Genomic DNA, 20,304 nt, shown 5'->3' on the forward strand with positions numbered 1-20,304 from the left:
TACATAAAGGCGTTACTGTTATTAGTATCGCCTTTTTTTATACCTTGTCATTAAAAATGTTTGAAGTATAAGATTTTACTAGTTCAACCGACTTAAAATCCTACACTTTAATGTAAAAATAAACACCAAAAACAACACAATGCCAAAAGACAACTCCATAAAATCGGTTTTAATTATAGGTTCAGGTCCAATCGTAATTGGGCAAGCTTGCGAATTTGATTATGCAGGTTCCCAATCGGCACGTTCTATTCGTGAAGAAGGAATTGAGGTGATCTTGATTAACTCGAATCCTGCAACAATTATGACCGACCCATCTATGGCCGATCATATTTATTTGAAACCTTTGACTACCAAATCCATTATTGAAATCCTAAAAGCACATCCACAGATTGATGCGGTTTTACCAACAATGGGTGGACAAACGGCTTTGAACTTGTGTTTGGAAGCAGATGAAAAAGGAATTTGGCAAGATTTCGGAGTGAAAATGATAGGTGTTGATGTAAATGCTATCAATATTACTGAAGATAGAGAGCAGTTTAAACAATTGCTTCAAAAAATAAATGTTCCTACCGCACCAGCAAAAACAGCTACTTCTTTCTTGGAAGGAAAAGAAATTGCACAGGAATTTGGTTTCCCGTTAGTAATTCGTCCTTCATTTACATTAGGAGGAACTGGAGCGGCTTTTGTACATACTAAAGAAGAATTTGACGAAAAACTGACTTACGGATTGGAAATGTCACCCATCCACGAAGTGTTGATTGACAAAGCTTTGATTGGTTGGAAAGAATACGAATTAGAGCTATTGAGAGATAAAAACGACAACGTTGTGATTATCTGTTCGATCGAAAATATGGATCCAATGGGAATTCATACCGGAGATTCGATTACTGTTGCGCCAGCGATGACTTTGTCTGACACGACTTTCCAAAAATTGAGAGATATGGCCATTTTGATGATGCGCAGCATCGGAAATTTTGCTGGGGGTTGTAACGTGCAATTCGCCGTTTCGCCAGACGAAAAAGAAGATATCGTGGCGATTGAAATCAATCCTCGTGTGTCTCGTTCCTCAGCCTTGGCATCAAAAGCTACAGGTTATCCAATTGCAAAAATTGCTTCTAAACTAGCTTTAGGATACAATTTAGATGAATTGCAAAACCAAATTACAAAATCTACTTCTGCTTTATTCGAGCCGACTTTGGATTATGTAATTGTAAAAATACCACGTTGGAACTTCGACAAATTTGAAGGAGCCGACAGGACTTTGGGACTTCAAATGAAATCGGTTGGGGAAGTAATGGGAATTGGACGTTCGTTCCAAGAAGCCTTGCACAAAGCTACTCAATCATTGGAAATCAAAAGAAATGGTTTGGGTGCTGACGGAAAAGGATATACCAATTACGAGCAGATTATCGAGAAATTGACTTTTGCGAGTTGGGATCGTGTTTTCGTGATTTATGATGCTATTGCAATGGGAATTCCATTGAGCCGTATTCACGAAATCACTAAAATTGATATGTGGTTCTTGAAACAATACGAACAACTTTATATTTTAGAGAAAGAAATTTCTACTTATACTGTTGCTAATTTGCCAAAAGAATTGTTGTTGGAAGCCAAACAAAAAGGTTTTGCCGACAGACAAATTGCGCATATGATGAATTGCAAAGAAAGTGAAGTGCATACTTTGCGTATGACTATGAACATCAACCGTGTGTTTAAATTAGTAGATACTTGTGCGGCAGAGTTTACCGCAAAAACACCTTACTATTACTCGACTTTCGAAGCTGAAATCGAAAAAGCAAACGGAGAGCGTTACGTTCACAACGAAAGTATCGTAACCGATAAAAAGAAAATTGTAGTTTTAGGTTCAGGACCTAATAGAATTGGACAAGGAATCGAGTTTGATTATTCTTGTGTTCACGGAGTTTTGGCAGCCAAAGAATGTGGTTATGAAACCATTATGATCAACTGTAACCCTGAAACGGTTTCGACTGATTTTGACACGGCCGATAAATTGTATTTCGAGCCTGTATTTTGGGAACATATTTACGACATCATTCAACACGAAAAACCAGAAGGTGTCATCGTGCAATTGGGTGGACAAACTGCCTTGAAATTGGCTGAAAAATTGTCCAAGTACGGAGTGAAAATCATTGGAACTAGCTTTGATGCTTTAGATTTAGCCGAAGACAGAGGACGTTTCTCTGATTTGTTAACCGACTTGAAAATTCCTTTCCCGCAATTCGGAATTGCTGAAACGGCTGACGAAGCTTCTGCTTTGGCGGATAAGTTAGACTTTCCTTTATTGATTCGTCCTTCTTATGTGTTGGGTGGTCAAGGAATGAAAATTGTCATCAACAAAAAAGAATTAGAAGAGCACGTTATCAACTTATTAAAATCGATTCCTGGGAATAAATTGTTGTTAGATCATTATTTGGCAGGAGCAATCGAAGCCGAAGCCGATGCGATTTGCGATGCTGACGGTAATGTGTACATCATAGGAATTATGGAGCATATCGAACCTTGTGGAGTTCACTCTGGGGATTCTAATGCTACTTTACCTCCATTTAACTTAGGGGAATTTGTAATGCAACAAATCAAAGACCATACGTTTAAAATTGCAAAAGCATTGAAAACAGTAGGCTTGATCAATATCCAGTTTGCCATAAAAGACGATATCGTTTACATCATCGAAGCCAATCCTAGAGCCTCTCGTACGGTGCCGTTTATTGCAAAAGCTTACGGGGAACCTTACGTAAACTATGCTACAAAAGTAATGTTGGGCGAGAAAAAAGTTACCGATTTTGATTTCAACCCGCAATTGAATGGGTATGCCATCAAGCAGCCGGTTTTCTCTTTCAGCAAATTCCAAAACGTGAACAAAGCATTAGGACCAGAAATGAAATCGACGGGAGAAAGCATCTTGTTTATTGACGATTTGAAAGACGACCAATTCTACGAATTGTATTCTCGAAGAAAAATGTATTTGAGTAAATAAACTTAGTTTTATATATTGAAAAAGCCCCGTTTGGGGCTTTTTTTGTGGTTTCATAAAATGTCAATGATAATAATATTCTATTTCTCTTGTAATTAGAGAAATAGTGGCATTGTCTTTAGAATATTTCTTCTCTATCCAATTATTGTAGGCATCAAATTCAATCTCGATATAAGTTGTTTCCGTTCTTGCTTCATTGTTATAAAATCCATCAGATTTCCAATTGGAAACTATGCTTTTTGGAGTTGTAATTGTTTTGTAAAAACTGCGAATTTCTCTTTTCTCATTATAATAATACGTGCAATCAAAAATCGAATCTTTCGATTTGTATGTATATCTAGAATTTTCTAAAAAATCACGATTATATTTTTCTAATTTTTCTAATGTGAAAATATTGGATTTTAACTCTTTTTTAATCTCTTTCCAACCTTTTTGTTCAAGTTTTATAGTTATTAAAGTGTCTTTTATTTTTTTGTAGTCATAAATTGTAGAATCGTTTGGCCATAGTGTTTTTTCATCCTTATCTCCTGTTATACTTTTTCCTAAAGTTATGCCAAAACCATTTTGTGTGTTAGTAAAATAATCTTTTATTAATCTGTTTTTTTTATCGTAAATATAAGTATTGTAATGTCTTAAGGTGTCTTGAGAGTAAAATTCTTGTTTGATGAGGTTTTTTTTATCGAACAGGTTAATGTATTTTTCTTTATACTTGTTTCCGTAATAATAAATATTAGTGGAATCAGGGTAATTGGAGAAATTATTGAAAAATTGCTCTGAAGCTATCCATATTTTTCCATCATCATTGATTTTGATAGTTTTAATTCTTTCTAATTCATCATATTCGATAATCTTCCTTTCATTAGTAAATGATTTGTCAAAATATATGTGTTTTGTAATATTTCCATTTTTTGCGAAGAATATTTTATAGTATAAAGCAGTAGTGTCAATAGTTTCTTTCTTTTTATTATAAGAATAACTTTTTATCGCAATGCTTTTTACGGAACCATCAAAATCTATAGGTAGAAACTCTTTACTATTGCTATTATTTTCAATTGGTTTTTTTTGAGAATAAAGCCAAAGGTTTGAAAACAATAAAAAAAGTAATATTATGTTTAATTTCATTTAATTATGACTTTGTTTTAATTAATTTATTGTCTGTTTCATATAAAAAAAATTATCAATTCAAATATAACTTATTTTTTTATTTCACAGTATTTTCTTTAAAAACTATTTCTTCTTCAATTTCTCCTTAAAAAAATCAATAGTCCTAGTCCAAGAGAGAGTTGCGGATTTTTCGTCGTATTGCGGAGTGGTATTGTTGTGAAAACCGTGATTCACACCTTCATAAAAATAAGCGGTGTGTTCCACTTTGTTTTTTTTGAGGATGCTTTCAAAAGCAGGCCAGCCTTCGTTAACTCTGGTATCTAAACTGGCGTAATTTAATAATAAAGGAGTCTTGATTTTTTCGGCATCTTCGGCAGTGGGTTGTCCTCCATAATAAGGAACTGCGGCTGCCAAAGTTGAGATTTTTACCGCCATCATATTCGAAATCCAACCACCAAAACAAAATCCTACCACGCCTACATATCCATTGCAATCTTTGTGTGATTTTAGATATTCGTAGGCGGCAATAAAGTCTTCTAGCATTTCTTCGCGAGTACGCTTTTTTTGCAATTCTCTTCCTGCATCATCATTTCCGGGATAACCGCCCAATGGTGACAAAGCATCAGGGGCTAAGGTGATAAAACCTTCTACAGCTGCTCTTCTTCCCACGTCTTCAATATAGGGATTCAGTCCACGGTTTTCGTGAACGACAATAATTCCTGGGAGTTTTTTTTTGGTATCAGTGGGTTGTGAAAGAAGTCCTTTGATGCTTCCGCCGCCTTTGGGTGATTCGTAGGTAATGAATTCTGATTTCAACCTTGGATCGTCCGCTTTAATGGTGATGGTGTCCACGTAATTGGGTGTCATAAAACTTAGCAACGACGGCAGTGTAAGGCTTCCTACTGCAAAAATGGACAGCTTTTCGATGAATTGTCTTCTTTCGATTTTATTGTGTGCGTAATCATCGTATAGGTCAAATACTTCTTGACTGATATCTTCTTTGGTTAGTTTTTTCATAATGAAAGTTTTTGGAGCAACCAAGTTAGTAAAAAAACGAATTACCTCATTTTTTTTTGCAATTCAGTTTCTGCATTTTTGAAAGCCTTTGATTGGTAAGTTGTATCAGAACATTTTTTTTAACTAATTTTACCTTGCACGAAACAACTCCACAATGGCATTATTAAAACGAATAAACGAAAAGGCAAAATCCTATTTAAGTTCGGGATTTGGGGTCAACACAAGTAGTTACGGAGGACGTTTTTTCAATAAAAACGGGAAGGCCAATGTCGAAAAACAGGGAATGCATTTCCTGCATCGCATCAGTTGGTATCACACGATGATTGAGATGCCTGCTTGGAAATTTATGTCCATTCTTTTGTCTTTTTATGTTGGTATCAATCTTGTTTTTGCTTTAATTTATTTTGCAATTGGTATCGAATATCTAAATGGAATTGATACTTCAGCATCAGAATGGGTCAAGTTTGGAGAGACCTATTTTTTTAGCGCACAAACTTTTACTACAGTAGGTTATGGCCACGTGAGTCCTTCTGGGTTTTTAGCCAGTAGTGTTTCGGCTTTAGAAGCCTTGATTGGTTTGTTGAGTTTTGCCATTGCTACGGGTTTATTCTTCGGTCGCTTCAGCAAACCAGTTGCGTTTATAAAATTTTCTCACAACGCTATTATTGCTCCTTATCGTGATGGAACAGCATTGATGCTTCGATTAACGCCTTTTAAAAACACCAATTTTACCGATGCCGAAGCTAAAATAATGTTAGGAATGAGTGTAGAAGAAGCGGGTATTGTGAGCAATAAATTCTACTCCTTGGATCTTGAATTGGATAAAATCAATGCGCTAACTTTGAGTTGGACTTTAGTGCATCCCATTACAGAGGATAGTCCTTTGTATCATTTTACCAAAGAAGATTTTAAAACCATCAACGGCGAAATTTTGGTATTCATCAAAACTTTTGATGATATGTTCAGTAATACGGTTGCCATCCGAACTTCTTATACTTTTGACGAAGTGGTTTATGGAGCCAAGTTCCTGCCGATGTATTCTCGAAATAGTTCTAATACCAAAACGGTTTTGTATCTCGATAAATTAAATCATTATGAAGAAGTTGTTTTGTAAAGATTAAAAAATATTTCATTATATTTGTTTATTAATTTGTATAAAATGATAAACAATATAAAATCTGTTTTCAGCATCAAAGACCTCGAAAACCTTTCGGGAATCAAAGCACACACCATCCGAATTTGGGAAAAAAGATACAACATTCTCGAACCGATGCGTTCCAATACCAATATAAGAAATTACGATACCCATAATCTACAAAAACTCCTCAACATTGTTTTGTTGCACAATTACGGGTATAAAATTTCTCGAATTGCAGAACATTCCTCTGAGAAAATAGAACTGTTGGTACGAGAAATAATTTCAGAAAAAAGCACCAAAAACCACGCTATCAATGCTTTTAAAATGGCAATGATGAATTTTGATCAAGTGTTGTTTTTCAAAACCTATTCCAATTTGCTTTCCGAAAAATCGTTCCGTGAGGTTTTTTATGAAGTCTTTATTCCTTTGATGAATGAAATTGGGTTGTTGTGGCAATCAGGCACCATAACACCTGCGCAAGAGCATTTTATATCCTATTTAATCAAGCAAAAATTGTTGGTCAATATCGAGAAAATTCAAGTTTTAGAGCCTACTCGAAACGATAAAGTTTTTGTTTTATACCTTCCAGAAAACGAAATTCACGAATTGGGTTTGATGTATCTTAATTATGAAATTTTGCTCAATGGCTATAAAACCATTTATTTGGGTGAAAGCGTTCCTATCGAAAGTTTAAAAGATATGAAGCAGTATTATGACAACATTGTTTATGTTGCTTATCTGACCGTTCAGCCCACCAAAGATGAAGTGAATACATATTTACAAGAAATTGCTACAGAAATAATGACTGCCGATTCTCAAGTTTGGTTATTAGGCAGAATGACCGAGTGTATTGATCTTAGTAAACTTCCAAAAGCGGTTTCTGTCTTTAATTCCATTCCTGACTTGGTTAAGGAATTGTAATTTATTGTTAAGAAGATTTGTTTTTGTTTAATCTTTTATTACTTTTGTTGAACAAATGAGAAAAACAATTACAATAATCGGTTCAGGATTTTCGGCTTTAGCGGCTTCTTGCTATTTGGCCAAGGATGGTTTTGATGTTACTATTCTTGAAAAAAATAACACAGTTGGTGGCAGAGCTCGTCAACTTTCAAAACAAGGTTTTACTTTTGATATTGGTCCCACTTGGTATTGGATGCCCGATGTGTTCGAGAAATTTTTTGCTGATTTTGGTAAAATCCCCTCGGATTATTACCATTTAGATAAACTCAATCCGGCTTACGAAGTCTATTTTGGTAAAGCCGATTCGGTGCAAATTCCAGATAATTTACCTGATATTTTCAATATTTTCGAAAAGGAAGAAAAAGGAAGTGCCAAGCATTTGGAATCATTTTTGGATAATGCTAAACACAATTATGATGTAGCCATCAAAGATTTGGTCTATCGTCCTGGAATTTCCATAACCGAATTGATTACGCCTGTTACCATCAAAAAAGTGAATCAGTTTTTTAGCACGATTCGTACTTCGGTTCGCAAAAAAATCAAAAACAATCGCCTACAGCAAATAATGGAATTTCCAGTTTTGTTCCTCGGGGCCAAACCATCCAATACGCCTTCTTTTTATAGTTTTATGAATTATGCCGATTTTGGTTTGGGTACTTGGCATCCCAAAGGCGGAATGTATGAAGTGGTCAAAGCAATGGTTACTTTGGCACTAGAATTAGGTGTAAAAATTGAAACCGACCAAAATGTTGAGAAAATCAATGTCGAAAATGGCGTGGTAAAAAGCGTGGTTTCTAACGGAATCACAATCGAATCAGATGTGGTTTTAAGCGGAGCTGATTATCATCATACCGAAACCTTGTTGGACCAAAAAAACAGAGGTTATTCTGAAAAATATTGGGATAGCAAAGTTTTTGCTCCTTCCTCCTTATTGTTTTACGTAGGTTTCGACAAGAAAATTGAGAATGTTTCGCATCATACTTTGTTCTTTGATACCGAATTTGATGTCCACGCCAAGGATATTTATGACACTCCAAAATGGCCCGAAAAACCCCTTTTCTATGCCAGTTTTCCCAGTAAAACAGACGAAACGGTTGCGCCAAACGGAAATGAAGCTGGAATATTTTTGATTCCAATTGCGCCCGGAATTGAAGATACTCCCGAAATTAGAGAACACTATTTCAAAAGCATTATCGAACGTTTTGAGCAATTGACTAATCAAACTATTTCAGAAAACATTATCTTTAAAGAAAGTTTTTGTGTCAAAGATTTTGTCAAAGATTACAATTCATACAAAGGAAATGCTTATGGATTGGCGAATATTCTAACTCAAACCGCTTTTTTAAGACCTAAAATCATTAGCAAAAAAGTCAAAAATTTATTTTTCACAGGACAATTAACTGTTCCAGGACCAGGAGTTCCACCATCTATTATTTCTGGAAAAATAGTATCTGATTTAATTAAAAAACAATTTTAATACCCAAAAATATGAAGAATTTATTTGACGAAGTATCGTTTAAATGTAGCGTGTTGGTGACCAAAAGTTACAGCACCTCATTTTCTTTGGCTGTTAAAATGTTGGCGCCAAGTATTCGAGAAGCGATTTATAGTATTTATGGTTTCGTTCGTTTTGCTGACGAAATTGTCGATTCTTTTCACGGTTACGATAAAGAAACTTTGATTAACGACTTTGAAATCGAATATTATAAAACTCAGAAAATGGGCATTAGTTTGAATCCTATTCTCAACTCGTTTCAGCAAACGGTAAAAAAGTACAACATTCATGATGATTTGGTGCAATCGTTTCTGAAAAGTATGAAAATGGATTTGGTCAAATCAGATTACCACACCAAGCAAGAATATGACGAATACATTTATGGCTCGGCTGATGTAGTGGGTTTGATGTGTTTGAAGGTTTTCGTGAAAGGCGATAACCAAAAATATGAAGAACTCAAAGACGAAGCGATGCGTTTGGGTTCGGCTTTCCAAAAAGTGAATTTCTTGCGGGATTTAAAAGATGATAATTTGGTTTTAAATCGAAATTATTTTCCGGGAGTCGATTTAAATTCTTTTGATGAAAAATCAAAAATTATGATTGTCAACGAAATTGAAGAAGATTTTCGAGTGGCTTTACAAGGAATCAAAAAATTGCCTTTGGAAGCCAAATTCGGGGTTTATACTGCTTATGTTTACTATAAAAAATTGTTGCGAAAGCTAGAAAAAACACCGAGCCACAAAATTGGAACCGAAAGAATTCGAGTTTCCAATTACACTAAAGGACTGTTGTTTGCTAATTCTTTCGTATCTTACAAATTGAATTTGGTTTAACTATTTTTACCTTTTAAAACTTTCGAGAATGATGTCTTTTTTTATTTTTTTGACCACTTATTTGTTGATGGAATGTGTGACTTGGCTCACGCACAAATATGTAATGCACGGTTTTTTATGGTATTTGCACGAAGATCACCACCAACCCAAATATGCCCATATTTTCGAATGTAATGATTTGTTTTTTGTGATTTTTGCCATTCCGAGTATTCTTTTGTTTTACTTCGGAGCTGATGCCGGTTTTGATTACCGATTCTTCATTGGCTTGGGAATTTTTGCTTATGGATTGAGCTATTTTATTGTCCACGACATAATTATTCATCAACGTTTGAAGTTGTTTAAAAACACCAAAAATAAATATTTAATTGCCCTTAGAAAAGGTCATAAAGTACACCACAAACATTTAGGAAAAGAAGAAGGCGAATGTTTTGGGATGTTGTTCGTTCCATTTAAATATTTCAAAATTTAATACGTTCGAAATCTTTGTCAAAGTTTTAAACTTTGACAAAGATTAAATCTACAAGAAAAAACAAATGTCATTATACTTATTCCTAAATATAGCTTCCTTTATAATTCCGTTTCTATACAGTTTTGAGAATAAAATGCGCTATATCAAACGGTGGAAAGCTGTTTTTTCGGCCATTTTAATCACAGCTACTTTCTTCATTATTTGGGATGTTTTTTTTACTAAAATAGGCATTTGGAGTTTCAATCCTCGTTATCATTCAGGAATCGAATTTTTTGATTTACCCATCGAAGAATGGTTGTTTTTTATTTGTATTCCTTACGCAAGTCTATTTATACATTTTGCGTTTCATCATTTTTGTCCCAAAGTTTCCTTGACAGACCGCACCGTAAAATTGATTTATTGGATATTGATGTTGATTACCATTCCTATCTTGTTTTTCAATTTAGATAAATGGTACACTGCCGTAAATTATAGTGTTTTTATTGGCATTTTGACTCTGACCGTTTTCAAAATACCGAATGTACTGAATACTTTTTTCATCACATTTCTAATCATTCTAATTCCATTTTTGATTGTAAACGGAATTCTAACGGGTAGCTTTATTGACGAACCTGTGGTGATTTATAATAATTCCGAAAACCTCTGCATCCGAATCGGGACAATTCCTGTTGAAGATGTAGCCTATGCTTTTTCGATGCTGTTGATGAGTTTGGTTTTGATTAAAAAAATAGAAAATAATTTTATCCCTATCAAGGTTTTAAACCCTGACAGGGTTGAATTAAAAAAATAAATAAATGAAAGTATATAAAAAAGAAACCGTTCAGTACATCAATGCATCTATCGACGATTGTTGGGCTTTTTTCTCCAGTCCACGAAATTTGCAGAAAATTACGCCCGACACAATGGGTTTTAACATCACCGATTTTGACGGAAAGAATATGTATGCTGGACAAATCATTCAATACAAAGTATCTCCACTTTTGGGTTTAAAATTGCGATGGACGACTGAAATTACTATTGTAAAAGACAAAGAGTATTTTATCGATGAACAACGTTTTGGCCCTTATGCGCTTTGGCATCACAAGCATTTTTTTGAACCAACAGAAAACGGTGTAAAAATGACCGATGTCGTTCATTATGCCTTGCCTTTGGGATTCATTGGTCAAATTATGAATGCGTTGGTAGTCAAAAATAAGTTGAAAGAAATCTTTGATTACCGAGTGAAAGCCGTGAATGAAATTTTCAATTCTAAATAATGGCTAAGCAAGAAGTAACTCTTTTTTGGTTTCGCAGAGATTTGCGATTAGAAGATAATGTGGGTTTGTGTCACGCTTTGCAATCACAATATCCAGTCATTCCAATATTTATTTTTGATGAAGCTATTTTGGATAGTTTACCAAAAAATGATGCCAGAGTAAGTTTTATTCACGAATCACTTTCGAAAATCAATCAGAAATTAGAAGCTATAGGGAGTTCTCTTATGGTCAAAAAAGGAAAGACTCAAAACGTTTGGCAACAGCTTATTCAAGAATTTGATGTCAAGGAAGTGTTTTTCAATAAAGATTACGAACCTTTTGCTATCAAGCGAGATGCAACAATTTGCAAGTTTTTACAGGACAATAAAATAAGTCATTACTCTTTCAAAGATCAAGTGATTTTTGAAGAAAAAGAAATCGCAAAAGCGGACGGATTACCTTACACAGTTTACACACCTTATAAAAACAAATGGTTGGAAAAATACCATTCTATTGCACCAGTTCCTGAATATGATGCCACGAATAAATTTTCTAATTTCCATAAAAATGATTTTGCTTTTCCATCTTTAAACGAAATTGGATTTGTAGAAAACCCCATAAAGGTAATTCCACACAACCTAAAAAATGTCGCCACCTACCACGAAACCCGAGATTTTCCGGCCTTGAACACGACGACTTATCTATCGCCACATTTGCGTTTTGGCACCGTTAGCATTCGAAAATTAGTGAATTGGGCAGTTCGAAAAAATGATGTTTTTTTGAGTGAATTGATTTGGAGAGAATTTTTTATGCAAATTCTGTACAGTTTTCCCAAAGTGGTGACCAACAATTTCAAATCGGCTTACGATGGTATTCAATGGCGCAATGACGAGGAAGATTTCAAGCGTTGGTGTTCGGGAACTACAGGTTACCCAATGGTTGATGCCGGAATGCGAGAATTGAACCAAACCGGTTATATGCACAACCGAGTTCGAATGGTGGTGGCGAGTTTTCTCTGCAAACATTTATTATTACCTTGGCAATGGGGCGAAGCTTATTTTGCTCAAAAATTATTGGATTATGAATTGGCAGCCAATGTCGGAAACTGGCAATGGGCGGCAGGAACAGGTTGTGATGCTGCGCCTTATTTTAGGGTTTTCAATCCCGAAATTCAATTAAAAAAATTCGACGAAAAAGGAATCTACATTCGAAAATGGATTCCCGAATTCGATTTGGGCTATGGAGAACCAATGGTCGAACACGCCTTTGCCAGAGATCGGGCGATTGCCACGTACAAGGCGGGAATTTTGAAATGACATTGTTTTTGTTTGTTTGTTCGTAGAGACGCGATGCATCGCGTCTCTATGATAATTTATTGGTAATCAAACTAATAAATTCTTTTCTGGTTTTATTTTTTTCGAACGCCCCATTAAAAGAAGATGTTGTCGTAACCGAATTTTGTTTTTGAATGCCACGCATACACATACACATATGCTGCGCTTCAATAACGACGGCAACCCCCAATGGATTTAACGCACTCTGAATACAATTTTTGATTTCGTCAGTCAGTCGTTCTTGAACTTGCATTCTTCTGGCAAAAGCATCTACAATCCTTGGAATTTTACTCAAACCCACAATCTTTCCGTTCGGAATATACGCAATATGTGCTTTTCCAAAAAAGGGCAACATATGATGTTCACACATCGAATAGACTTCAATGTCTTTTACGACAATCATCTGTTTATGATCTTCGGTAAAAAGTGCTGATTTTAGTATCTCAAGCGGATTCAACCCGTAACCGTGAGTTAGATATTGCATTGCTTTTGCTGCTCTCTCGGGTGTTTTTAATAGACCTTCTCGGTTAATATCTTCGCCTAAATTCTCAATTATGGAACGGTAATTTTCGGCTAAAATGGCTGTGATTTCGGTATCGTATTCTTCTATTTTTTCGTAGCTTTTTACTTTGTTTGCTATCATTCTATTTCTGTTTGGTTTATATTTTAAAAGTTACAATTCCATAATCCATTTCAAAAACCTGTCCCGAAATAGATTTGGCGTGGTCTGAAATCAGGTAATTCGCCATTTCGGCCACTTCTTCGGGTTTCAGATAATTTTTCATTGGATGGCGTTCCATCATATTTTCTTTCATTCGATCGTTGCGAAGAATTCCTGCTGCAAGCGTAGTTTCAGTAATAGTTGGTGCTATGGCATTGATTCGTATTGAAGAAGCCAATTCAGCTCCCAATGATTTTACCAAACCTTCGACTCCCGCTTTTGCCGTAGCGATACTGGCGTGAAACGGCATTCCCAATTTCGCTGCTACGGTACTGAATAAAACGATGGATGGATTGTTGCCTTTTTTCAAAACTGGTAAATATTTCTGAATCGCTTTTACTGCCCCAATCACATTAATTTCGAAATCGGTTCTAAAATCATCGATGCTCAAACTGCTAATGGGTTTCAAATTAATTGAACCCGGACAATAAATCAAAATATCAATATTTTCGATGTCTGGAAGCGTATCTTGCAAAACATTTAACGAATAATGTGTTAGGTTGGGATGCGAAATTTCGGGTGCATTTCTGCTAATATTTATTACTTTGTTCTTTTCTAATTGTTGCAGGACAATGGCATTTCCAATTCCTTTGCTGCCGCCAATGATTACAATGTTTTTCATATATTATCTCTTAGAAATTTTGTTGTTGTTGATTTGTCTTTGTCGGCTGCATTTGAATCTACCTTTTTCAAAACTTCTTAATTTTTCGTGTTTTGTTTTTCGACCCTGCACTCTTTCGCGCCACATTCTGAAGCTAGAAGGTTTCATTTCCATACGCATCAGTTCGATCACTTCTTGTTCTTTCAATCCAAATTGCAATAGAATAGAGTCAAAAGTGGTTCGGTCTTCCCAAGCCATTTCTATGATTCGGTCTTTGTCTAAATCGGTTAATTCTTTTTTCAATCTTGGTATTTTTTAAATTCATTGACCACAATCTTTGCTTTCAAATCGAACATCAAATTGTACAATCCAAAGAATGTTCGGTTCATATAAATAAAATGTTTCGAACCTCGATTGCCGTTCATTTTTTTGAGATTGGTATCTTTCGAAAAGCGTTCGCCTAATTGAGCAATGTTTTGAAAAAACACTTCGTTCGAAAAATCGAAAGTTTCTGATTGAAAAGGTTGGGTGAAAAGTGACAATAAATCATAAAACATTTGCGTGAAATATTCAATTTCTTCGGCTGAATCATCCGTTCGAAGAATTTCCAACTCGAATAATTTATCACTAAAAAGCTGTTTGTTATCAATTACTTTTTTATCAATCAATTCGAAATAAGGAACATAAAATTCGTTTGGTATTTGCTTCATACAACCAAAATCCAGAGCAATCAATTGGTTATTTGAACTTACTAAGAAATTCCCAGGATGCGGATCAGCGTGTACTTTTTTCAAAATATGAATTTGATACATATAGAAATCCCACAAAGCTTGACCAATTTTATCCGCAACTTCCTGATTGGTGTTCTTGAATTCTGCCAAATGAACGCCCGTCATCCAGTCCATCGTGATGATTTTATCGGATGAATAGTCAGGATAATAATTCGGAAAAACTAAGTTTTCTATTTTATAGCAAGCCTTTACAACTTCCTGACTTTGTTTCAATTCCAATAAATAATTGGTTTCTTCAATCAATTTGTCTTCTACTTCTTTGAAATATTTATCGGAATCTTTCCCTTGAAGGTTGAACATTCGAATGGCAATGGGTTTTACCAAAGCCAAATCCGTCGAAATGCTATTGGCAACGCCCGGATACTGAATTTTTACCGCCAATTTTTTACCATTTTTCACAGCCAAATGTACCTGACCAATACTGGCTGCATTTACAGAATTGGCATTGAATTCATCAAAAATTTCATGAGGAGTTTTTCCAAAATTATTTTTAAATGTTTTCAAGACCAAAGGCGCAGAAAGAGGAGGAACCGAGAATTGGGATAATGAAAATTTCTCGACATAAGCCTGTGGCAAAAAACTTTTGTCCATACTCAACATTTGAGCAACTTTCAACGCGCTTCCTTTGAGGTTTTTCAATCCATCATAAATATCTTCGGCATTGTCTTCGTTCAATTTATCACGAGTTAAGTCTGAATTGACCATTTTTTCGCCGTAATATTTCAAATAATTGACGCCTACTTTGGCACCAGTTTGTACCAATTTTGTAGCTCTTTCTATTTTGGAGGTCGGTATATAGTCTATAGTTTTCATCTAGTTTTTTTGTGTCTTTTCTTTGAAAAGGAATTTTCCAAAATCGATTAGGCTGTCTAATGGTGTGGTATTCATCAATTCGAAGGATAATTTTACTGATTTTTCAATAAAAATATCTGTCTTTTCGAAAGCAGGGGATTTATCTTCTAACCAAAACTTCAAGGTTACTAACAATTGAATCCAAGCCGATTCCTGAATGGCTTTTTCTTGAAAATTTTGCAGTTTTTCGAATTGTATTCGCTCTTCATCTGTAATAATCTCGGCAACATATTTCTTAAACTCACTGCGAAGACTTGACAATTGTATTAAATTTTTGAGTTGGTTTTTGTCTTCCTTTAAACTCATTACAACATAACTTCTATTGGCAGACAGAATTTCAAAAAAGGTAAAGTAAAAACTCAACATTTTACTTTTCATATCATACGTATTGTAGTTGGCGTCTTTTTGAATCAACTGAACCGTATTTTCAAAAAAGAGTTTATAAATTTCTTTTTCAATACTTTCTAAGGTTCCAAAAAAAGAATAGAATTGTTTTTCTTCAAAGTCATTTTCCTTTGCAAATTGATATACTGATTTTGGCTTCTCAGCATTTTCCAATTTGTGTTTCATATACATTGAAACAATTTTGTCTCTTGTAATTTCTGATTTTTTAGTAGCCATTTTTTTGTAATTTTAAATTAGGGTATAAAGATACATAATGTTTAACTATTTTTAATTAAAGTTAAACAAAAATATTTGTTAATGTTTATTTTTAAATAAAAATGTTTAGATTTGTACAGTTATGAAAAAAAACGTACTAATAAGTGGAGGTTCGGGTTTTGTAGGCAAACATTTGACTGATTTGTTGCTTGCTAATGGTTATTCGGTTTCGATTTTAAGTAGAAGTCAGAAACAAAATACCGAACAAGTAAATTATTATCAATGGGATGTTGATGCTAATTTCATAGATGAAAATGCGGTATTGAAAGCTGATTATATCATTCATTTGGCTGGAGAAGGTATTGCCGATAAAAGATGGACAACAAAACGAAAAGAAGCAATTGTCAAGAGTCGAGAAAAATCTATTCATTTGATTTATAACGTTTTGAAAAATAATAATAAAAAACCAGAAGCCTTCGTTTCAGCTTCAGGAGTTGGAATATACGGAGCTAAAAATGGTTCTGAAATTTGCACAGAAAACAGTTCGTTTGCCAATGATTTTTTGGGAACGACTTGTCAAAAATGGGAAGCAGCTTCTGATACCATTGCGAGTTTAGGCATTCGAACTGTGAAAATTCGAACTGGATTGGTTTTAGGAAAAAACGAAGGGTTTTTGAAACAACTGGTTCCTGTTTTTAAATTGAAATTGGGTTCGGCTTTAGGTTCAGGTAAGCAATACATGCCTTGGATTCATATTGACGATTTGTGTGGAATTTATCTCAAATCATTAAACAATTCAGAAATTAAAGGTGCTTACAATGCAGCCGTTTTGGATAACACAACTAACACCGTTTTCTCAAAAACCTTAGCAAAACTATTCGGTTATTCGATGTGGTTGCCTAATGTTCCTGCTTTTATAATGCAATTGATTTTGGGAGAAATGGCTCAAATTGTATTGACAGGACAAAGAGTTTCTTCAAATAAAATTGAAAGTTCAGGTTTCAAATTTCAACATACTTCTTTAGAAGAAGCACTCAGGGATTGTGTGCTAAAATAGGTTTTTCAAACACAAAAAGTGTTTGTATTTTCGCTACTTCTGCCACTTTCATACTTAAAATTTCAGGTATTTTGATATCGAAATCTTTAACAGAAAGGTTGAAATTGGAGCTAATTTCAATTGTTTTGTTTAGATTTTTTACCTTGACTAAGATGCTTATTTTTTTTGATTTTCCGTGAATTTTCAGTACTCCATTTAGCTTGAATTCTTTGGAATTTTCATCAATGATATTGATGTTAAATCCTTCGATTTTACCTTTTAAAGTGGCATTTGGAAAGTAATTTGTTTCCAAATATTTTTGGTTAAAATGCTCTTCCATCAAAGAAAGTTTGAATCTGAATTCATTCATTTTAACAACACTGGTTATTTCACCTGTTTTTAGATTAAGAACACAAGAAACCGTTTTGTTGGTAGCAGCAACTTCTTCGAAAAGTGGTACAGAAGCCTCAAAATAAACTAATCCCATAGTGGTTGCTATTTCTTTTTGAGCAAAAGAATTTTTAACTACAAAAAGAAACACTATGAAAAGTATTTTTTTCATTTTGACTGTGTAAAGAATTATCTAAATTTACAAAATTAATCAGACAATTTCATGTAGATTGTGTAGTTTTTTATTTTATTTTAAATGGGGATTCTTCTTTTTGAACTCCGATGATAAAATACTTTGAATCTCCCCACCAAGGAAAAGTTTTGTAGCGTTCAATGTAAGTCAGTTTTACGTAATGACCTTCCAGTTCTTTCAAATCAGAAATTACTTTTTCTTCGCTATCCAACACCGAAAAACTAAAAATTTGTGCTCCCGAAATTCCTTGGCTTAGTTCACCTTCATAGGTTTTGAAAATGATTCCCTTGCTGCTAAATTTTATCAATTCGCCTGAACGAACACCTTCGCTGTAAGTTGCATTGTATAAAAAGGCAAAATAGCAAATTAGTACTAATGTTAAAATAGCAGTAATAATGATTAAAATTTTTTTCATTTTGTTTTTGGTTTAAATTTCGTCTTTATCGGCTCTGGTTAATATGTTTGCTGGAAGTGATTTTTGAGTTTTAGCCCCCATTTTTTTTAAATTTTCAACCCTTTTTATCAAGTTTCCGCTGCCATCTACCAATTTGTTCATAGCACCTTGGTATTCGACTTTGCTTTCGTCAATCTTCTTTCCAATTTTGATTAAATCGGCCACAAACCCTTCAAATTTATCATACAATGCACCAGCTTGACGGGCAATTTCAAAAGCATTTTCTTGTTGTTTTTGATTAGTCCACATACTGTCAATAGTTCGTAAAGTTGCCAATAGGGTAGAAGGCGTTACAATCACAATATTTTTCTCGAAAGCCTTGTTGTATAAAGTCGTATCTTCATTCAATGCCAAAGCAAAAGCCGGCTCCATCGGGATAAAAAGCAAGACGAAATCGGGACTTTCTATTTGGTATAAATCCTGATAATTTTTATCCCCCAATTGCTCAACGTGGCGTTTGATCGAATTGACGTGTTCTTTCAAAAAGCCATTTTTCAAGTCATCGTCTTCCTCGTTGATATATTTTTCATAAGCGGTTAAGGAAACTTTCGAATCGACAATCATCTTTTTGCCATCGGGAAGATTGATGACAACGTCTGGAAAAACTCTATTTCCTTCTGCATTGGTGTGGGATTGTTGCACAAAATATTCTCGGTCTTTTTCTAATCCTGATTTTTCTAAAACTCTTTCCAGAATGAGTTCTCCCCAGTTTCCTTGCATTTTGCTGTCGCCTTTTAGTGCTTTGGTCAAGTTCAAGGTTTCTTTGCTCATTTGAAGGTTCATTTCTTTTAAACCTAGAATTTGTTGGCGCAAAGCTGCGTGATAATCAATGCTTTCTTTATGAGTGTCTTCGACTTTCTTCTCGAACAATTGAATTTTATCTTGTAGAGGTGACAAGATGTTTTTTATATTTTCTTTATTCTGTTCTGTAAATTTATTCGACTTTTCGTCTAAGATTTTATTGGCTAAATTCTCAAATTCTTTGGTGAATTTTTCTTGTAGTTTTTCAACTTCCTCTTTTTGTTCTTTGTTGCGTTCCCAAAGATTTTCGAAATCTACTTCTTTTTTTGTTAGCTGAATGTTGATGGCTTCTTTCTCGTTGCGAATGCTTTCTTTTTCTTGAATGGCTTGGTGTAATTGTTTTTCTAAAGCTGATTTTTCGACCAAATATTGTTCTTTATGTTGATCTAATTGGGTGTTTAGAGCAATTAATTTTTCTTCCAAACTTATTTTATCCGATTGAAATCTGGCAGAAAAAATAAGTTTACCAATGAAAATGCCAATAGCGAGTGCTACAACAAATACTAATAAAAACGGGAGCATATCTGACATAAAAAAGAGATTTTTTAGAAAGTAAAAGTAATTATTTTATAATAAAAAAACTGCCCAAAATTACTTCTTGGGCAGTTTTTCATTTTTGTCATTCAAATCTATTTCTTGATTATCAGTTTGTACGATTTGTTTTTATTAGAATCTTTTACAAAATAAATACCGTCAGTAAGGGTTTCGACATTTATAGAATTGACAACATTGGCTTTGGCATTAAACATTTTTACAGTTTGTCCCAATTGGTTAATAATTTGAAAATCGCCATTTGAATCTGACTCAATGTTGATAGTTCCTTTACTTGGATTTGGATAGATTGCAAACTTAGATTTTTGTTCAAAATCGGGATTGCCTAATGTAGTTACATTTATGCATGTTGATATTACACTACATGTTCCGATGGTTACCACAACTGCATAAGAACCAACAGCTGTTGGAGTGAATGATTGCCCATTCTCACCAATTAATATAGTTGCAGGACATTGAATCCATTGGTAAGTTGCGCCAGGCTGATCCGCTGTTAAAACACCTGATGACCGTGTCACTGTATCAACTAATTCACATACATCATTGACAGTAATAGTAACTGCTTTTTCGAAAGATAATCCTCCCTGATCCGTTGTTCTTATTCTTATAGAATAAGAGTTTTTAGTTTCAAAATCAGGACTAGCCGTGATTCTTAAACTACTTCCAGAAATATTGAAAGCTGCATTATCTGTACTACCTGTTCCAGCTACTAAACTGTAAGTGAAAGTATTTCCTG

The 20,304-nt window shown here is 34.4% G+C and carries 21 protein-coding genes; 10 read left to right on the plus strand and 11 right to left on the minus strand.

The features are described 5' to 3' along the window. Positions 1–139: 139 nt before the first annotated feature. Complete coding sequence (gene carB / locus C3L50_RS15345; protein ID WP_103807067.1) at positions 140–2,995, plus strand: carbamoyl-phosphate synthase large subunit; 2,856 nt, start codon at positions 140–142, stop codon at positions 2,993–2,995. Positions 2,996–3,055: 60 nt separating this feature from the next. Here the strand turns inward: carB and C3L50_RS15350 are convergent, their stop codons facing one another. Further along, the gene (locus C3L50_RS15350; RefSeq protein WP_133158900.1) at positions 3,056–4,114 is read right to left on the minus strand and encodes a hypothetical protein; all 1,059 of its coding nucleotides are present in this window, start codon (positions 4,112–4,114) and stop codon (positions 3,056–3,058) included. 105 nt (positions 4,115–4,219) lie between these two features. Beyond that, positions 4,220–5,113: a dienelactone hydrolase family protein gene (locus tag C3L50_RS15360; RefSeq protein ID WP_103807086.1), complete on the minus strand. Its 894-nt coding sequence runs from the start codon at positions 5,111–5,113 to the stop codon at positions 4,220–4,222. Between the two features lie 154 nt (positions 5,114–5,267). Between C3L50_RS15360 and C3L50_RS15365 the strand changes: the two genes are divergently transcribed. The 8 genes from C3L50_RS15365 to C3L50_RS15400 all read left to right on the plus strand — a co-directional run bounded on the left by C3L50_RS15365 (position 5,268) and on the right by C3L50_RS15400 (position 12,559). Further along, on the plus strand, positions 5,268–6,227 hold the full coding sequence (locus tag C3L50_RS15365) for an ion channel (RefSeq protein ID WP_103807070.1): 960 nt from the start codon (positions 5,268–5,270) through the stop codon (positions 6,225–6,227). 45 nt (positions 6,228–6,272) lie between these two features. Then, entirely contained in the window at positions 6,273–7,172 is a 900-nt protein-coding gene (locus C3L50_RS15370; RefSeq protein ID WP_394338034.1) for a MerR family transcriptional regulator, read from the plus strand. A gap of 55 nt (positions 7,173–7,227) precedes the next feature. After that, positions 7,228–8,688 (plus strand): phytoene desaturase family protein, encoded by a 1,461-nt coding sequence (locus C3L50_RS15375; protein WP_103807071.1) that lies wholly within the window; start codon positions 7,228–7,230, stop codon positions 8,686–8,688. Between the two features lie 11 nt (positions 8,689–8,699). Then, positions 8,700–9,539, plus strand: coding sequence for a phytoene/squalene synthase family protein (locus tag C3L50_RS15380; RefSeq protein ID WP_103807072.1), 840 nt, complete (start codon positions 8,700–8,702; stop codon positions 9,537–9,539). 28 nt (positions 9,540–9,567) lie between these two features. After that, complete coding sequence (locus C3L50_RS15385; protein ID WP_103807073.1) at positions 9,568–10,008, plus strand: sterol desaturase family protein; 441 nt, start codon at positions 9,568–9,570, stop codon at positions 10,006–10,008. A 64-nt stretch (positions 10,009–10,072) separates the two neighbouring features. Further along, on the plus strand, positions 10,073–10,798 hold the full coding sequence (locus C3L50_RS15390; protein WP_103807074.1) for a lycopene cyclase domain-containing protein: 726 nt from the start codon (positions 10,073–10,075) through the stop codon (positions 10,796–10,798). Positions 10,799–10,802: 4 nt separating this feature from the next. Continuing rightward, positions 10,803–11,264, plus strand: a complete 462-nt coding sequence (locus C3L50_RS15395; RefSeq protein WP_103807075.1) for an SRPBCC family protein — start codon at positions 10,803–10,805, stop codon at positions 11,262–11,264. Next, the gene (locus tag C3L50_RS15400; protein ID WP_103807076.1) at positions 11,264–12,559 is read left to right on the plus strand and encodes a cryptochrome/photolyase family protein; all 1,296 of its coding nucleotides are present in this window, start codon (positions 11,264–11,266) and stop codon (positions 12,557–12,559) included. The genes C3L50_RS15395 and C3L50_RS15400 overlap by 1 nt, the downstream gene beginning before the upstream one ends. 46 nt (positions 12,560–12,605) lie before the next feature. Here C3L50_RS15400 and folE read toward each other — a convergent pair whose 3' ends face one another. From folE to C3L50_RS15425, 5 genes are read right to left on the minus strand one after another with little or no spacing between them, the layout of a single operon-like run. After that, a complete protein-coding gene (folE, locus tag C3L50_RS15405) occupies positions 12,606–13,220 on the minus strand; it encodes a GTP cyclohydrolase I FolE (protein WP_103807077.1) in 615 nt (204 codons plus the stop codon). A gap of 16 nt (positions 13,221–13,236) precedes the next feature. Beyond that, entirely contained in the window at positions 13,237–13,920 is a 684-nt protein-coding gene (locus tag C3L50_RS15410; protein WP_103807078.1) for an SDR family NAD(P)-dependent oxidoreductase, read from the minus strand. Between the two features lie 3 nt (positions 13,921–13,923). Next, a complete protein-coding gene (locus C3L50_RS15415; protein ID WP_262496710.1) occupies positions 13,924–14,202 on the minus strand; it encodes a TIGR03643 family protein in 279 nt (92 codons plus the stop codon). Further along, positions 14,199–15,503, minus strand: a complete 1,305-nt coding sequence (locus C3L50_RS15420) for an ABC1 kinase family protein (protein WP_103807079.1) — start codon at positions 15,501–15,503, stop codon at positions 14,199–14,201. Before C3L50_RS15420 ends, C3L50_RS15415 begins: the two co-directional genes overlap by 4 nt. After that, complete coding sequence (locus C3L50_RS15425; RefSeq protein ID WP_103807080.1) at positions 15,504–16,163, minus strand: TetR family transcriptional regulator C-terminal domain-containing protein; 660 nt, start codon at positions 16,161–16,163, stop codon at positions 15,504–15,506. A gap of 121 nt (positions 16,164–16,284) precedes the next feature. Between C3L50_RS15425 and C3L50_RS15430 the strand changes: the two genes are divergently transcribed. Next, positions 16,285–17,199 carry a TIGR01777 family oxidoreductase gene (locus tag C3L50_RS15430; RefSeq protein ID WP_103807081.1) on the plus strand — a complete coding sequence of 305 codons (915 nt, stop codon included), beginning with the start codon at positions 16,285–16,287 and terminating at the stop codon, positions 17,197–17,199. Here C3L50_RS15430 and C3L50_RS15435 read toward each other — a convergent pair. The 4 genes from C3L50_RS15435 to C3L50_RS15450 form a co-directional block, all read right to left on the minus strand. Next, complete coding sequence (locus tag C3L50_RS15435) at positions 17,177–17,740, minus strand: YceI family protein (protein ID WP_103807082.1); 564 nt, start codon at positions 17,738–17,740, stop codon at positions 17,177–17,179. The genes C3L50_RS15430 and C3L50_RS15435 overlap by 23 nt on opposite strands. A 70-nt stretch (positions 17,741–17,810) precedes the next feature. Continuing rightward, positions 17,811–18,176, minus strand: a complete 366-nt coding sequence (locus C3L50_RS15440; RefSeq protein WP_103807083.1) for a 6-phosphogluconate dehydrogenase — start codon at positions 18,174–18,176, stop codon at positions 17,811–17,813. 12 nt (positions 18,177–18,188) lie between these two features. Beyond that, on the minus strand, positions 18,189–19,547 hold the full coding sequence (rmuC, locus tag C3L50_RS15445) for a DNA recombination protein RmuC (protein ID WP_103807084.1): 1,359 nt from the start codon (positions 19,545–19,547) through the stop codon (positions 18,189–18,191). Positions 19,548–19,645: 98 nt separating this feature from the next. After that, on the minus strand, positions 19,646–20,304 hold a 659-nt coding region (locus C3L50_RS15450; protein ID WP_133158901.1), incomplete at its 5' end, for a T9SS type A sorting domain-containing protein.

The sequence above is a fragment of the Flavobacterium alvei genome, assembly GCF_002920895.1.
Taxonomy (GTDB): Bacteria; Bacteroidota; Bacteroidia; order Flavobacteriales; family Flavobacteriaceae; genus Flavobacterium; species Flavobacterium alvei.

Bases quoted from the DNA above. Each gene is read 5' to 3' on its own strand.
- C3L50_RS15435 (WP_103807082.1), bottom strand. From the start codon at position 17,740: ATGAAAAAAATACTTTTCATAGTGTTTCTTTTTGTAGTTAAAAATTCT.
- C3L50_RS15390 (WP_103807074.1), top strand. From the start codon at position 10,073: ATGTCATTATACTTATTCCTAAATATAGCTTCCTTTATAATTCCGTTT.
- C3L50_RS15360 (WP_103807086.1), bottom strand. From the start codon at position 5,113: ATGAAAAAACTAACCAAAGAAGATATCAGTCAAGAAGTATTTGACCTA.
- folE (WP_103807077.1), bottom strand. From the start codon at position 13,220: ATGATAGCAAACAAAGTAAAAAGCTACGAAAAAATAGAAGAATACGAT.
- C3L50_RS15400 (WP_103807076.1), top strand. From the start codon at position 11,264: ATGGCTAAGCAAGAAGTAACTCTTTTTTGGTTTCGCAGAGATTTGCGA.
- C3L50_RS15375 (WP_103807071.1), top strand. From the start codon at position 7,228: ATGAGAAAAACAATTACAATAATCGGTTCAGGATTTTCGGCTTTAGCG.
- C3L50_RS15385 (WP_103807073.1), top strand. From the start codon at position 9,568: ATGATGTCTTTTTTTATTTTTTTGACCACTTATTTGTTGATGGAATGT.
- C3L50_RS15425 (WP_103807080.1), bottom strand. From the start codon at position 16,163: ATGGCTACTAAAAAATCAGAAATTACAAGAGACAAAATTGTTTCAATG.
- rmuC (WP_103807084.1), bottom strand. From the start codon at position 19,547: ATGTCAGATATGCTCCCGTTTTTATTAGTATTTGTTGTAGCACTCGCT.
- C3L50_RS15410 (WP_103807078.1), bottom strand. From the start codon at position 13,920: ATGAAAAACATTGTAATCATTGGCGGCAGCAAAGGAATTGGAAATGCC.
- C3L50_RS15420 (WP_103807079.1), bottom strand. From the start codon at position 15,503: ATGAAAACTATAGACTATATACCGACCTCCAAAATAGAAAGAGCTACA.
- C3L50_RS15370 (WP_394338034.1), top strand. From the start codon at position 6,273: ATGATAAACAATATAAAATCTGTTTTCAGCATCAAAGACCTCGAAAAC.
- carB (WP_103807067.1), top strand. From the start codon at position 140: ATGCCAAAAGACAACTCCATAAAATCGGTTTTAATTATAGGTTCAGGT.
- C3L50_RS15380 (WP_103807072.1), top strand. From the start codon at position 8,700: ATGAAGAATTTATTTGACGAAGTATCGTTTAAATGTAGCGTGTTGGTG.
- C3L50_RS15365 (WP_103807070.1), top strand. From the start codon at position 5,268: ATGGCATTATTAAAACGAATAAACGAAAAGGCAAAATCCTATTTAAGT.
- C3L50_RS15350 (WP_133158900.1), bottom strand. From the start codon at position 4,114: ATGAAATTAAACATAATATTACTTTTTTTATTGTTTTCAAACCTTTGG.
- C3L50_RS15440 (WP_103807083.1), bottom strand. From the start codon at position 18,176: ATGAAAAAAATTTTAATCATTATTACTGCTATTTTAACATTAGTACTA.
- C3L50_RS15430 (WP_103807081.1), top strand. From the start codon at position 16,285: ATGAAAAAAAACGTACTAATAAGTGGAGGTTCGGGTTTTGTAGGCAAA.
- C3L50_RS15395 (WP_103807075.1), top strand. From the start codon at position 10,803: ATGAAAGTATATAAAAAAGAAACCGTTCAGTACATCAATGCATCTATC.